The sequence below is a fragment of the Pseudomonas sp. H26/SER47-MNA-CIBAN-0231 genome (assembly GCF_040310465.1).
Lineage (GTDB): Bacteria > Pseudomonadota > Gammaproteobacteria > Pseudomonadales > Pseudomonadaceae > Aquipseudomonas > Aquipseudomonas atacamensis.
The window spans coordinates 24204-35920 of record NZ_JBEOPW010000004.1 but is presented as its reverse complement, the minus strand read 5'-3'; the positions used below and the strand labels follow the sequence as shown (position 1 = coordinate 35920).

Here is an 11717-nt window from a genome sequence, read left to right as displayed (position 1 = left end):
GCGACTCATTCTGTTTCCTCTGGGCCTGTCTGTTCAGGGGCAGTTGGAGCGGGATTGCGGGTGATGAACATCGCATCCCCGTAACTGAAAAAGCGGTAACCGTTTTCCACGGCGGCCTTGTAGGCGGCCATGGTTTCGGGATAACCGGCAAACGCGGAAACCAGCATCAACAGCGTGGATTCCGGCAAATGGAAATTGGTCACCAGGGCATCGACCACATGAAACGGCCGGCCCGGATAAATAAAGATGTCGGTGTCGCCACTGAACGGCTTGAGCACGCCATCGCGCGCTGCGCTTTCCAGCGAACGCACGCTGGTGGTGCCGACCGCAATCACTCGACCGCCACGCGCACGGCACGCAGCGACCGCATCGACCACATCCTGGCCGACTTCCAGCCACTCGCTGTGCATGTGGTGATCTTCGATCTTCTCGACACGCACCGGCTGAAACGTCCCCGCGCCGACGTGCAACGTCACGAATGCAGTCTCGACGCCCTTGGCAGCAATCGCCTGCATCAGCGGCTCGTCGAAATGCAGCCCCGCCGTCGGCGCTGCGACCGCACCTAGACGCTGGGCATACACGGTCTGATAACGCTCGCGATCCGAGCCTTCATCCGGGCGGTCTATATAAGGAGGCAAAGGCATGTGCCCGACGCGGTCGAGCAGCGGCAACACTTCCTCGGCAAAACCCAGCTCGAACAACGCATCATGACGCGCCAGCATCTCGGCTTCGCCACCGCCGTCGATAAGGATCTTCGAACCCGGCTTAGGCGACTTGCTGGAGCGCACATGCGCCAGCACGCGGTGCGCATCGAGCACGCGCTCGATGAGAATTTCCAGCTTGCCGCCGGACGCTTTCTGCCCGAACAGCCGCGCCGGAATCACCCGGGTATTGTTGAACACCATCAAATCGCCCGGGCGCAAATGCTCAAGCAAATCAGTGAATTGACGGTGTGCCAGGGCGCCGCTCGGCCCATCAAGGGTCAGCAGGCGACTACCGCGACGCTCGGCCAACGGATGGCGGGCGATCAGCGAATCAGGAAGCTCGAAAGTAAAGTCAGCAACGCGCATGATGGGGTTCGTCTAGCAGGGCCGGAAAGTCTAGCGGAAATATCAAAAATTGACCATGAAACGTGATTGACCAACGGTAATCACCTCTCTATACTTCGCCGCCATTGAGCCCTGATGGCGGAATTGGTAGACGCGGCGGATTCAAAATCCGTTTTCGAAAGGAGTGGGAGTTCGAGTCTCCCTCGGGGCACCAACACAGAGAAAAAGGTCTTGCGAAAGCAGGGCCTTTTTTTCGTCCGTAGGAAAGTGGAGGTCGGCTTTTGCCAATGTGAGGCGCATAGGCTTGGGCTCACCAAGGAGGCCAAGCCCGAGACGCTGGAAGCATGGATAACCAAGCATAAGGCTGAGCAATTAGCGCTCGATGAGAAAAGGCCTGCGAAGAGGCCCTCTCTTTATCCCAACAAGCTATTTTTTCCGGCAGATCTCAACATCGTTTTGTGTTTTCAGATCGGTGTCGATGCCAAGCCGATACCTGCAGTAATCAATAATCCATTTACGCTCCTGCTCCGTGAGTCGCTCGACTTGTCGAATCTCCCCGTCATTGGCGTGGATGTTGTAAAACTTCATCTGAAACGTCGGATGCTTCTTGATGAACAGGATGGTTTCGATGTCTCCGTCTTCTAGCGCTTCGTAATACCCAACGTAAAGCACAGCCACCAAAACCAAAACAATCAGGGCAATCAGCTTCTTCATTCTTGCGGTGCCGGAGGTGGGAGTAGTTGAGTTTTTGTTCTGAGATTCCTGACCAACTCCATGCCGATGTTTCCGGGACAGATCTTGCCTTCAGATGCTTGACCTGGGTATTCCCGATGTCCGCCAAAATGCTTGATTACAAACACACTCTTCAGCGCATCGATCAGATGCATCAGCGCAGTGATCTGGGCAGCAGGTATCACGTTGGTCGTGCTGTATCCGAGGCTATCAAGCGCAACACGGCCCTTGGCGACCCAATCCCCGCCCTCCTCCGGTGTCGTCAGGTTTTCCAGTAAAACAATGCCAATCAGGCCTGTATTGAATTTCAGGACACTCGAACCTTGAAGGCGTATGTCGCGCCCCTCATAAACTTGCCCGGTGCAATCAATACCGAAGTGGTAGCCGATATCGTCGTATTTCTGGCTTAGGTGCCCCTTCTGGATTTCCTGCATCTGCTCTGCACCGGGTGTACAGCTGTGGCTTCGACCGGCGTGATGCAGGGCGATCATGGTGTAATCCCAATCCATCACCATATCCGGCTTGCCTTTCACCGCTCCCCACGAGGATCGCTCAACGAACGCGGTGTTTAGTGAACGGACCTTCTTGATGATCGCTTCACGCGTTGCCGCTCGATCATTGACCGTAATCGGTATCGGACACATGAACTCGCCGGGCTTGATTTCTTGGGCGGTCGCTTGAGTTGCGAATAGATTGGTCATCAAGCCCCCTCCGCCAGCTCATGGAGCGTTCGAGCCGGAGCGCTGAACATGACGTGCAGTGAAATCTTCGCATCGGGAGTCGGTGTCTTTACGTGAGCAATTCCATTGGCATCGGTTACGCCCGTGGTTTCTACACCGTTGACTGTCGCCACAAAGTCACGGAAAGCCAACGGAGTGCCCGTTTCGCTGTCGGTGATGCTGAAGGCCTGGCCGTAAGTCTTCTGGATCGCAAGAGGAAGCGGAGGTACGAACGGAGCAGGCGTATGCGAATCCCCAATGATTACGGTGCCGGAGCCGCCGACTACGACGTCACCGTGCGTACCAACGGAATCAACCATAGCTGCGTTTTGACCATTGATAAAAACGGTCGCTGATACACCTGAAACCAAGGCGCTGCCGCATGTGCAGGTATCACCCTTCCGAGCGGCAGCAAGTCCATCGAAGAAAACGTCAGCAGAGCCCGAAGCGATGGCTTTGGCGCCATGTCCTGGCATTAGGCAACTGGTCGGATCGGTCAAACGTGCTGCAGGCTTTGGCATTATTGACTCCTTGTCATGATCGTCGGTGAACGCAGAACTTATCAGACTCGGCCATCTCAGTCTCGACCTAGGTCGGAATCACCGGATCGCTGACACCAAAAATACTCTAGCCAGATCACCAATCGCGGGACACCGAATGTGTTCCACCTAACTCGTAAATCCGGCCTTATAGCCTGGACGCTATCTCTTTCCACATGTAGTCATAGTTGTACTCCAACCAACGTACCAACAATTTGTCGTACTGCCTGCGAAACCAATTGCGCCGTCGCGCTGCGAGCATTTCCTCTATTTCGGCCCTGAGCCAATTCGGGTCGAATCCAGTCCACACAGTAGGCAGGACTGCAGCAATGTTTGTGAAACACACTGGCGCTACTTCTGAATAAAAAATCTTGTAGAGCACCGCTGGATCAACGCCCTTGAGCTGACGAACGACGTAGTCGTAATCAGTGGGGAAATGATTGAAAGGCTCTGATAAGGCATCTCTGACCCTAGTCAGTTGTGGTTCATTCAGAAGATGTCCCAATGCAAAAATCCTCCGATTCCTTATCCAGTAACTCGCTACCGTTTCGTCTGCAGATCTGCGTGTAACCGCGCCGACGCCAATCGTATGCATATCGCTATGGCGAGGCATGGCCAAAACTGACGTCATCTTGCCGAGCAACAGCTCAAGTCCAGAATCGGGCGCTTGCCCAACCTATTCCTTAGCCCCAAACATCCGCTCAGCAATCTCCCGCCCCCGCTCCAACCCTTCCTCCGTCAACCATATCGATTTGTTCCGGTTCACCGGATTACTGATCAAACCCTGTTCGTGCAAGCGGTTCATGATTTCGAAGTCATAGCCCTTCCACGCATTGCCGTCGTCGGAGCTATAGGCAGCCAGGAGAGCAAGGACGGCGTCGTCGATCAGTTTCATGTCGTATTCCATGATGGTCACTCCGCTGATGTTCAGTGTTTGTAATCAAAGCGTCGTATCAAAGTGGATGTCAATGCTGCGCGAGCTTGTAGGTTTCAGATGCCCGATTGCTGGTTGCCTCGCATGCGATGACCGCCCGTATAATCACGCCCGCACGTCAAACCTCCGCTGGTATTTCGCGCATTGGTCTCAAGTCCTTCACTTCACTGACAGACATCCCCATGGAAACCTCACTGGAAACCGTCGCCCTCTTCTCCCTCAAACTCGCCTACGAGGAAGAGGGCCTGAGCCCGATCCTGCGCGATGACATGGTCATGGGCAATTATCAGAAAGATGTTTTCGAGTTACTGGTGAAACGCGGCGATGTCGAGGCCATTCAGTTCAAGATGAACGAATGCCTGAACCTGGCGCTGGATGCTTTGGGTGGGGTCGAGAAGCCGTTGGGGCGGGAGTTGCGCAAGTTGTCGGCGGAGTTGGCTAAGGCACGGTCGGTGGAGCAGCTGGGTCAGCCGCTGCTCGCGCTGAAGGGGTATCTGCGCGACATTCTTTGAGTGCCGCGCAATCGATGCTTACAGCAGATAGCTCGAGATGTACTTGGAAATTTCCACCATCGAGGTCTTGCCGGTGAATTCGAATTTCACTTTGCCCAACGACGAAAAGTAGATTTCCAGCTCGGAATCCAAGTCGAACGTGCCCGAGGTTTCCACGGAGTAGGCGACGATGTTTTTGTATGGCAGGGAGGTGAAGTCCTTTTTGCTGCCGGTGATACCTTGGACGTTGACAGCAATGATGCGTTTGTTGGTGAAGACCACACCGTCGCGCATGGCTTTGTAGGAATCGATGACTTGTTCACCTTCCAGTAGCAGCGCAGTGACGCGCTCGGCGTATTCGTCGTTCTGCTTGAGTTTGAAGAAGCCTTTGTTGTTGAAGTCGATCATCTGTCCATCCTCTGAGTAAAAAACTCCCGGTAAAGCTTTGGCTCAATGACGCGCCCTTAATGCGAAAGTGGCGCGATGCCAGTATTTTGTTATCTTGCGCCCAAATCTTTCGAGAGGCACTGGCGCCTGCCCGATCAAAGCGTTTTTCTGGAGTGGATTGCAATGGACGGGTGGCTTTTTGTACTAGCTCTGGTCGTAACGTGGGTATGGGTCGTAGGCGAACGAGGTGATTGGAACCTGGTGACGGCCAACCTCGCCGGGTGTTTCGCTGGTTGGGTTGTCGGCTTGGTAGTGAAAGCGGTGTACGAGGGTTTCGTGGGCGACACAAGCATGCAATCGTCGCCACACGTTGTGCGATCTCTGCTGATGGTGCTCAGCAGCCTTGGCGCGTTCGCCGGCGTTTGGATTTGGGTGGTGCAACGCAAACGCCCCACGAGCAAGTTGACACGCCATATCATTGGCGCTGCTTTTGGCATTTTTGCTGGTTTCGATACGCTGATGCTGCTCACTCGGTTCATTCCTTTGAGTGCCTGATAGGGCGGACCAACAGGTTTGCTATCGTGCAGCCCTGTTGGAATGATTCGTGTGTCATCTAAAGAATTTCAAGGTTTGAGGAAAAGGATCAAATGGAGTTTCTGTATTTCCTGTTGTTTTTGCTCGTCTGGGGCCTCATGTGGCGCTGGGTGATGAAAAACCGCGGCAGCTGGAACCTGTTCTTTGGCACGTTCGCTGGTGTTCTGGCCGGGTTCATCGTCGCCCTAGTGGTACTGTCGATCACCCTCGCCTTATTCCCTCTGGCGCCGCGCTCCCCTGTGGAACCAACGCAAAGCGACGAGGCTGAAATCTCTTCTTCTTCCCCCGCGCCCGTTACACAAACCGTGTCCAGGTTGATGCCAGTGATCGCCTCCACGCCGGATACCTCCGATAACCTTGTCGACTATGTAGCCAGCGCACCTCAGAACGAGCCCTCTCCGCCCGAGTCCGCGCTGTTGCCGAACTACAGCGAACGCCTGCCCTCTTCGCTGCTCGAAAGGGATTTCAAGGACATCATGGGCAATGACTTTGTCGTGTCGCGCCGGCTGGCGGGCAGCAATGCGAATGCGGACAGATCGTTGATGGCGTTCATGATGTGCGAGCCCTTCATAAAGCGCGCCATGCGTTTTGCAGCAGCGACTTCCGTCGCAGGTGCCGAGAGCGCCAGCAGCCATCGGTTCAAAGATCAGACTTACAGCATTGACGGCACCCTGACCGCTCGCAACATGTTGGGCGACGATGTCTCCTATGCCTACGATTGTTCAGTTCAGCAAGTGGACGGCAACAATCCTGACAAGGCCGCATGGCGACTGCTCGGCCTGAAGTTGAAAAAGGTCGACTCTTAAGACTCATTTAAGGGATCAAGGCGCCGGCTGCGCTATCATCGCCGGCCTGTGCGCCTTGAGCTTTGCCCTCGATGTTTTCAACACCCGATAACCTGATCTCGCTGCCTCCTGTCCTGGCCGGCCCGCTGCTGCGGCGGCTGGAGCCGACGCGCCTGGTGCTGTGGCTGGTGGGCTCGCGTGAACTGTCGCTGACCTTGCGCCTGCAAGGTGTAGGAGATATTCCGCTCGACTCAGAGAAATGCACGGTCATTGCCGTAGGCCGTCATGCGTTCGTGCATCTGATCGACGTCCAACTTGAATGCGCCCTGCCCTGCGACACGTTTATCGCTTACGACCTGCTGATCGACGACGCCATCGGTATGGCTGAGTGGGCACCGCACCTGCTTTATCCCAGCGCCACCTGCGCGAACCTCGTCGTGCGTTCGCGGATCGATCAATTGCTCCACGGTTCCTGCCGCAAGCCGCATCATCCGGCAACCGACGGTTTGCTCTGCGTCGATCAATTGCTGGCCGACGAAACCGATGCGCAGCAACGTCCGGCGTTGCTGATGATGAGCGGTGATCAGGTGTATGCCGACGATGTTGCCGGGCCGATGCTGCGGGCGATTCATGCCTTGATCGAGCGTCTCGGTCTGTTCGATGAGCACCTTGACGGTGCCGTGGTCAGCGACAGCGCCAAGCTCTATCAACACCCGGCAAGCTACTACCACCGTGCGGATTTGTTACCGGCGCTAGAGAGCAACGAGACCTTGCGCGAGCGATTTTTCGGTGGCGCGCGTAAGCCGATTTTCACCAGCAGCAGTGCCGACAATCACCTGGTGACGTTCGCCGAAGTCATGGCCATGTACATGCTGGTGTGGTCGCCGACGCCGTGGTCGCTGATCAATCCGAGCGCGCCGACGTTGACGCCGGAACGCCGCAAGCGCTACCACCTCGAGCAGACGCGCATCGATGCCTTCAAGGCGGGCCTGGGCAACGTCGCGCGGGCGCTGGCGCATCTGCCGAGCCTGATGATTTTCGATGATCACGACATCACCGATGACTGGAATCTCTCCGCGCAATGGGATGAAACCGCCTACGGCCATCCGTTCTCCAAACGCATCATCGGCAACGCCCTGATTGCCTATTTGTTGTGTCAGGGCTGGGGCAACAATCCGGATGCCTTCAAGGACGTGCTGGAGCAAACCGCACAACTGAGCGCCAGCGGTGATGACGGCTATCTGGACATGCCGGTGCAGGACGATCTGATTGATCAGTTGCTGCGCTTTCAACAGTGGCATTTCGTGCTGCCGAGCAGTCCGGCACTGGTGGTGATCGACACGCGCACCCGGCGCTGGCGCAGCGAGATGGCCCTCAAACAACCATCGGGCCTGCTCGACTGGGAAGCCTTGAGCGAACTGCAACAGGAACTGCTCGATCACCCGTCGGCAATCATCGTGTCGCCGGCGCCGATCTTCGGCGTGAAGCTGATTGAAACCGTGCAAAAGGTGTTCAGCTGGTGCGGTTACCCGCTACTGGTCGACGCGGAAAACTGGATGGCCCATCGCGGCGCGGCGCAGGTGATCCTGAACATTTTCCGACACTCGCGCACACCGGGGAACTACGTGGTGCTATCCGGCGATGTGCATTATTCCTTCGTCTACGAAGTCCTGATCCGCCACCGCAAAGCCGGCCCCCGGATCTGGCAGATCACCAGCAGCGGCATCAAGAATGAATTCCCACCAACGCTGCTGGAATGGTTCGACCGCCTCAACCGCTGGCTCTACTCACCACGCTCACCGTTGAACTGGTTCACCAAACGCCGCCTGATGCGCATCGTCCCGTATACGCCGGAACATGCCGAGGCCGGGGAACGGTTGTGGAATTCGGCGGGGATCGGACAGGTGTTTTTCAATGAACAGGGGCAGCCGAGCGAGATTGTTCAGCACAACTCGAATGGGGCGATGAAGACGAGGATGCTGGCGCCGGAGTTGGGGGATGGGCTGGATTGAAGCAGTAACCATTTCCTACATCGGCTAGGGCACGGTATGACGAGATAAGGGCTTCGCGACACTGAACAGGAGCGAGGAGGATTACAACCTTCTCAGAAACGTCTCGAATATTCCTGAGCGATACTGATTGAAGTCGCAGTCAGCCCTGCTGCGACACAACCACTGGTAGGTGTCGACTTGTCATCCTGTACTCATTTCTGTACGTTCTCTGCATCCAGCGAGGACTTCAATATGCAAACCATCAACTACACCACCGCCCGTGCGCATTTGGCCGAGACGATGGACCGTGTCAATGAAGATCGTGCGCCGCTATTGGTCACTCGGCAGAAAGGTGAACCCGTAGTGATGATGTCTTTGGCCGAATACAACGCGTTGGAAGAAACAGCCTACTTGCTTCGCTCCCCTGCCAACGCCGAAAGGCTGATGAAATCCATCGGTGAGTTGCGCGCCGGCAAAGCCAAAGTCAGGCAATTGATCGAAGAATGAAAATCGAGTTCACGCCCACAGGCTGGGAAGACTATTTGTGGTTTCAGCAAAACGACAAGGCTGGGCTCAAGCGTATCAATCTTCTGATCAAAGCAATCAAGCGCGAACCGTTTGAGGGTGTCGGTAAACCAGAGGCGCTCAAACATAATATGAGCGGCCTCTGGTCACGCCGAATAACGGCCGAACATCGTCTGGTGTACAGGGTTGAGGACGGCGAAATCTGCGTCATCAGTTGCCGGTATCACTATTGAACCTGAGCTGAATCAGTCATCAGAGCGCGCCCAACCCCTCTGACAATCATCCCCACCTCGCGCTCATCAATCGTCAACGGCGGCAGCAACCTGATGGTCTTGCCACGAGTTACGTTGATCAACAAGCCATGATCCCGCGCGGCGATCAGCGTCAGGTCGCGCACCGGTTGTTTCAGTTCGATACCGATCATCAGTCCCTGCCCCCGGATTGCCAGCACGTTCGGGTTGTCTGCCAATTCGGCGCGCAAGCGTTCCAGTAACCGTGCGCCCTGCACCCGCGCATTCTCCAGCAGGCCTTGCTCTTCGATGATGTCCAGCACCGTGCAGCCGACCCGGCAGGCCAGCGGATTGCCGCCGAAGGTGCTGCCGTGGCTGCCCGGGGTGAACAAATCCGCCGCGCGGCCACGGGCCAGGCAGGCGCCGATCGGCACGCCATTGCCGAGGCCTTTGGCCAGGGTCATGACATCGGGCACGATGCCTTCGTGCTGAAAGGCGAACCACTGCCCGGTGCGGCCGATGCCGGTCTGGATTTCATCGAGCATCAGCAGCCACGCGTGGCGATTGCACAGGTCGCGCAGGGCCTTGAGATAACCCGGCGGTGCGATTTGTACGCCGCTTTCGCCCTGGATCGGTTCGACCAGAATCGCCACGATGCGCGCGCCGTGTTTGCGCTGTATTTGCTCCAGCGCCGGGAGATCGCCGAACGGCACTTTGACGAAATCCCCCGGCAGTTCGTTGAAGCCCAGGCGCACCGCCGGGCCATCGCTGGCGGACAAGGTGCCAAGGGTGCGGCCATGAAACGCGTTGGCCATGACCACCACCAGCGGCTGCTCGATGCCTTTGCGCCAGCCGTAAAGGCGCGCCAGTTTCAGTGCCGTCTCGTTCGCTTCGGCGCCGGAGTTGTTGAAGAACGCGCGCTCCATCCCCGACAACGCCGTCAGCCGTTTGGCCAGTTGTAGTTGCCAGTCGATGCTGTATAGGTTGGAGGTGTGCAACAGCAATCCCGCCTGCTCGCTGATCGCCGAGACGATGCGCGGATGCGAGTGGCCGACATTGGTCACTGCCACACCGGCAACGGCATCCAGATATTCGCGCCCCGCCTGATCCCACAGGCGCGTGCCCAGGCCCTTGGTGAAACTCAGGGCCAGTGGTTGGTAGGTGTTCATCAGGGCGGCGGTCATGACGTGAAACTCCATTGCAGGTCGGTGTTTTTCCAGTATGGTTAGCCACCTGAGCTGGATAAACTCGGAAAAACTTCAATCATTTAAAAGCCGAGCTTGATAATGGACTTGTTTCAGTCGATGGGCGTCTACGTCAAAGTGGTCGAAACCGGGAGCATGACGGCCGCCGCTGCGAAGTGCGAAATGTCGACGACGATGGTGGGCAATCATCTGCGCGCGCTGGAGCAACGGCTCGGCGTGCAACTGCTGCAACGCACCACGCGCCGCCAGCGCCTGACCGAATTCGGCAGCGTCTATTATCAGCGCTGCCTGGAAGTGCTCGGCCTGGTGGCCGACTCCGAACGCCTTGCTGAACAAGCGTCGGACGAGCCGCGCGGTTTGCTGCGTATCACCGCGCCGCTGACCTTCGGCGTTGAACGACTGACCCCGGCCCTCAGCGAATACTCCTTGCTGTATCCGCAAGTGAAACTCGACGTGGTGCTGACCAACAGCCGCCCGGATCTGCTGGAGAACGGCCTCGATGTCGCATTCCGCCTGGGCAATTTCGACCAATCCAACCTGATCGCCCGGCCCTTGATCGACTACACCCTGACGGTCTGCGCCTCCCCCGAATACATCGCGCGGCGCGGCATGCCGCACACGCCACAGGATTTGCAGCAACACGATTGCCTGTCCTTCGCCTACCCGGCTGGGGATGACTGGCAATCGGTGGAAAAACGCTGGCGTCTGAGCGGCCCGGAAGGTGAAGTCCTCGTCGACGTCAGCGGGCCGATGCTGATCAACAGCTCCGCCGGTCTGCACCAGGCGGCGCGCAACGGCATGGGCATCATGATGCTGCCCGACGCGCTGGTGGAACAGGATCTGCGCGACGGCAAACTGGTCAGGGTAATGACGGACTACCAACCGCCAAGCAGGCCGATGCATCTGTTGTATGCGCAGGATCGCTATCGACTGCCGAAGCTGAGACGCTTTGTCGAGTTTGCGATGCGTACTTGGGGGAAACCTGACGTCGGCCGGCCGTAATCGATCACGATGGAAATTGATAAGGACTTGAATATCCCATGAATGACAGCCTTACCGTGCGCGACTTGCATCCCGGCGAAACAGAATCAGCAAGGCTGTTTCTTGGCCAGCATGGCTGGGGCCATCGCACCAGTGATGCCGACTCTTTTGCTCGCTTGATTCACAATTCGCAGCGCACAGCTGTTGCGCTCTTAGGCGAGCAAATTGTCGGTTTCGCTCGAGCAATTACCGATGAGGTCTCCAACGGCTATCTGTCCATGGTGGTGGTCGATGACCAGCATCGGCGCAAAGGAATCGGGCGGGCACTGGTGGAGCACGTCATGGGTGACAACCCGGACATAACCTGGGTGCTGCGCGCTGGACGCGAAGGCGCTGAAGCTTTTTTCGCCAGTCTGGGCTTCCAGACCTCAGTCATTGCCATGGAACGTCAGCGCCGCAAATAGCGCGCAGTGGAAAAATCCCGACCACCAGACCGTTGCTCCGTGACAACGCCGCCCCGCTCCCCTAAATTAGTCGGCCTGAAAAAGACCTCGT

General features: G+C 57.0%; 16 protein-coding genes and 1 tRNA gene. 9 read left to right on the top strand and 8 right to left on the bottom strand.

Annotation, left to right across the window (positions count from 1 at the left end; translation table 11 throughout):
* Positions 1-5: 5 nt before the first annotated feature.
* On the bottom strand, positions 6-1070 hold the full coding sequence (queA, locus tag AAEZ10_RS07695) for a tRNA preQ1(34) S-adenosylmethionine ribosyltransferase-isomerase QueA (protein WP_016773315.1): 1065 nt from the start codon (positions 1068-1070) through the stop codon (positions 6-8).
* A 108-nt stretch (positions 1071-1178) separates the two neighbouring features.
* Between queA and AAEZ10_RS07690 the strand changes: the two genes are divergently transcribed.
* A tRNA-Leu gene (locus tag AAEZ10_RS07690) sits at positions 1179-1263 on the top strand.
* 212 nt (positions 1264-1475) lie between these two features.
* Here the strand turns inward: AAEZ10_RS07690 and AAEZ10_RS07685 are convergent.
* From AAEZ10_RS07685 to AAEZ10_RS07665, 5 genes are all read right to left on the bottom strand, one after another.
* The gene (locus AAEZ10_RS07685) at positions 1476-1763 is read right to left on the bottom strand and encodes a hypothetical protein (protein WP_071173526.1); all 288 of its coding nucleotides are present in this window, start codon (positions 1761-1763) and stop codon (positions 1476-1478) included.
* The gene (locus AAEZ10_RS07680) at positions 1760-2482 is read right to left on the bottom strand and encodes an N-acetylmuramoyl-L-alanine amidase (RefSeq protein ID WP_071173527.1); all 723 of its coding nucleotides are present in this window, start codon (positions 2480-2482) and stop codon (positions 1760-1762) included. The genes AAEZ10_RS07685 and AAEZ10_RS07680 overlap by 4 nt, the downstream gene beginning before the upstream one ends.
* Complete coding sequence (locus AAEZ10_RS07675) at positions 2482-3021, bottom strand: PAAR domain-containing protein (protein ID WP_073473363.1); 540 nt, start codon at positions 3019-3021, stop codon at positions 2482-2484. Before AAEZ10_RS07675 ends, AAEZ10_RS07680 begins: the two co-directional genes overlap by 1 nt.
* A gap of 166 nt (positions 3022-3187) precedes the next feature.
* Positions 3188-3544, bottom strand: coding sequence for a DUF7079 family protein (locus AAEZ10_RS07670; protein WP_073473580.1), 357 nt, complete (start codon positions 3542-3544; stop codon positions 3188-3190).
* Between the two features lie 171 nt (positions 3545-3715).
* Positions 3716-3934, bottom strand: coding sequence for a DUF6429 family protein (locus tag AAEZ10_RS07665; RefSeq protein WP_256205817.1), 219 nt, complete (start codon positions 3932-3934; stop codon positions 3716-3718).
* 221 nt (positions 3935-4155) lie between these two features.
* On the opposite strand from AAEZ10_RS07665, the gene AAEZ10_RS07660 reads away from it, so the two are divergent.
* Positions 4156-4485, top strand: coding sequence for a hypothetical protein (locus tag AAEZ10_RS07660; protein ID WP_122706599.1), 330 nt, complete (start codon positions 4156-4158; stop codon positions 4483-4485).
* A gap of 18 nt (positions 4486-4503) precedes the next feature.
* Here AAEZ10_RS07660 and AAEZ10_RS07655 read toward each other — a convergent pair whose 3' ends face one another.
* Positions 4504-4872 carry a PH domain-containing protein gene (locus tag AAEZ10_RS07655; protein WP_039761415.1) on the bottom strand — a complete coding sequence of 123 codons (369 nt, stop codon included), beginning with the start codon at positions 4870-4872 and terminating at the stop codon, positions 4504-4506.
* 75 nt (positions 4873-4947) lie between these two features.
* Here AAEZ10_RS07655 and AAEZ10_RS07650 point away from each other — a divergent pair, with 75 nt between their 5' ends.
* The 5 genes from AAEZ10_RS07650 to AAEZ10_RS07630 all read left to right on the top strand — a co-directional run bounded on the left by AAEZ10_RS07650 (position 4948) and on the right by AAEZ10_RS07630 (position 8979).
* Positions 4948-5406: a hypothetical protein gene (locus AAEZ10_RS07650; protein WP_146226152.1), complete on the top strand. Its 459-nt coding sequence runs from the start codon at positions 4948-4950 to the stop codon at positions 5404-5406.
* A gap of 92 nt (positions 5407-5498) precedes the next feature.
* Complete coding sequence (locus AAEZ10_RS07645) at positions 5499-6251, top strand: hypothetical protein (protein ID WP_073473375.1); 753 nt, start codon at positions 5499-5501, stop codon at positions 6249-6251.
* Positions 6252-6322: 71 nt separating this feature from the next.
* Positions 6323-8242, top strand: a complete 1920-nt coding sequence (locus AAEZ10_RS07640) for an alkaline phosphatase D family protein (protein ID WP_350568654.1) — start codon at positions 6323-6325, stop codon at positions 8240-8242.
* Between the two features lie 231 nt (positions 8243-8473).
* Positions 8474-8728 (top strand): type II toxin-antitoxin system prevent-host-death family antitoxin, encoded by a 255-nt coding sequence (locus tag AAEZ10_RS07635; protein WP_042608352.1) that lies wholly within the window; start codon positions 8474-8476, stop codon positions 8726-8728.
* Positions 8725-8979, top strand: coding sequence for a Txe/YoeB family addiction module toxin (locus AAEZ10_RS07630; RefSeq protein ID WP_073473381.1), 255 nt, complete (start codon positions 8725-8727; stop codon positions 8977-8979). Before AAEZ10_RS07635 ends, AAEZ10_RS07630 begins: the two co-directional genes overlap by 4 nt.
* Here the strand turns inward: AAEZ10_RS07630 and AAEZ10_RS07625 are convergent.
* Positions 8973-10160: an aspartate aminotransferase family protein gene (locus tag AAEZ10_RS07625; RefSeq protein WP_350568652.1), complete on the bottom strand. Its 1188-nt coding sequence runs from the start codon at positions 10158-10160 to the stop codon at positions 8973-8975. The two genes, AAEZ10_RS07630 and AAEZ10_RS07625, sit on opposite strands and share 7 nt — an antisense overlap.
* 102 nt (positions 10161-10262) lie before the next feature.
* On the opposite strand from AAEZ10_RS07625, the gene AAEZ10_RS07620 reads away from it, so the two are divergent.
* Together AAEZ10_RS07620 and AAEZ10_RS07615 are read left to right on the top strand one after the other, a co-directional pair.
* Positions 10263-11183: a LysR family transcriptional regulator gene (locus tag AAEZ10_RS07620; RefSeq protein WP_110646188.1), complete on the top strand. Its 921-nt coding sequence runs from the start codon at positions 10263-10265 to the stop codon at positions 11181-11183.
* 38 nt (positions 11184-11221) lie between these two features.
* Positions 11222-11626 carry a GNAT family N-acetyltransferase gene (locus tag AAEZ10_RS07615; RefSeq protein WP_282384043.1) on the top strand — a complete coding sequence of 135 codons (405 nt, stop codon included), beginning with the start codon at positions 11222-11224 and terminating at the stop codon, positions 11624-11626.
* Positions 11627-11717: the final 91 nt, after the last annotated feature.

What these genes read in the sequence shown, in the direction of transcription:
- AAEZ10_RS07665 (WP_256205817.1), bottom strand. Translation starts at nt 3,934, where the DNA reads ATGAAACTGATCGACGACGCCGTCCTTGCTCTCCTGGCTGCCTATAGC.
- AAEZ10_RS07660 (WP_122706599.1), top strand. Translation starts at nt 4,156, where the DNA reads ATGGAAACCTCACTGGAAACCGTCGCCCTCTTCTCCCTCAAACTCGCC.
- AAEZ10_RS07675 (WP_073473363.1), bottom strand. Translation starts at nt 3,021, where the DNA reads ATGCCAAAGCCTGCAGCACGTTTGACCGATCCGACCAGTTGCCTAATG.
- AAEZ10_RS07620 (WP_110646188.1), top strand. Translation starts at nt 10,263, where the DNA reads ATGGACTTGTTTCAGTCGATGGGCGTCTACGTCAAAGTGGTCGAAACC.
- AAEZ10_RS07625 (WP_350568652.1), bottom strand. Translation starts at nt 10,160, where the DNA reads ATGACCGCCGCCCTGATGAACACCTACCAACCACTGGCCCTGAGTTTC.
- AAEZ10_RS07635 (WP_042608352.1), top strand. Translation starts at nt 8,474, where the DNA reads ATGCAAACCATCAACTACACCACCGCCCGTGCGCATTTGGCCGAGACG.
- AAEZ10_RS07640 (WP_350568654.1), top strand. Translation starts at nt 6,323, where the DNA reads ATGTTTTCAACACCCGATAACCTGATCTCGCTGCCTCCTGTCCTGGCC.
- queA (WP_016773315.1), bottom strand. Translation starts at nt 1,070, where the DNA reads ATGCGCGTTGCTGACTTTACTTTCGAGCTTCCTGATTCGCTGATCGCC.
- AAEZ10_RS07650 (WP_146226152.1), top strand. Translation starts at nt 4,948, where the DNA reads ATGCCAGTATTTTGTTATCTTGCGCCCAAATCTTTCGAGAGGCACTGG.
- AAEZ10_RS07615 (WP_282384043.1), top strand. Translation starts at nt 11,222, where the DNA reads ATGAATGACAGCCTTACCGTGCGCGACTTGCATCCCGGCGAAACAGAA.
- AAEZ10_RS07630 (WP_073473381.1), top strand. Translation starts at nt 8,725, where the DNA reads ATGAAAATCGAGTTCACGCCCACAGGCTGGGAAGACTATTTGTGGTTT.
- AAEZ10_RS07685 (WP_071173526.1), bottom strand. Translation starts at nt 1,763, where the DNA reads ATGAAGAAGCTGATTGCCCTGATTGTTTTGGTTTTGGTGGCTGTGCTT.
- AAEZ10_RS07645 (WP_073473375.1), top strand. Translation starts at nt 5,499, where the DNA reads ATGGAGTTTCTGTATTTCCTGTTGTTTTTGCTCGTCTGGGGCCTCATG.
- AAEZ10_RS07655 (WP_039761415.1), bottom strand. Translation starts at nt 4,872, where the DNA reads ATGATCGACTTCAACAACAAAGGCTTCTTCAAACTCAAGCAGAACGAC.
- AAEZ10_RS07680 (WP_071173527.1), bottom strand. Translation starts at nt 2,482, where the DNA reads ATGACCAATCTATTCGCAACTCAAGCGACCGCCCAAGAAATCAAGCCC.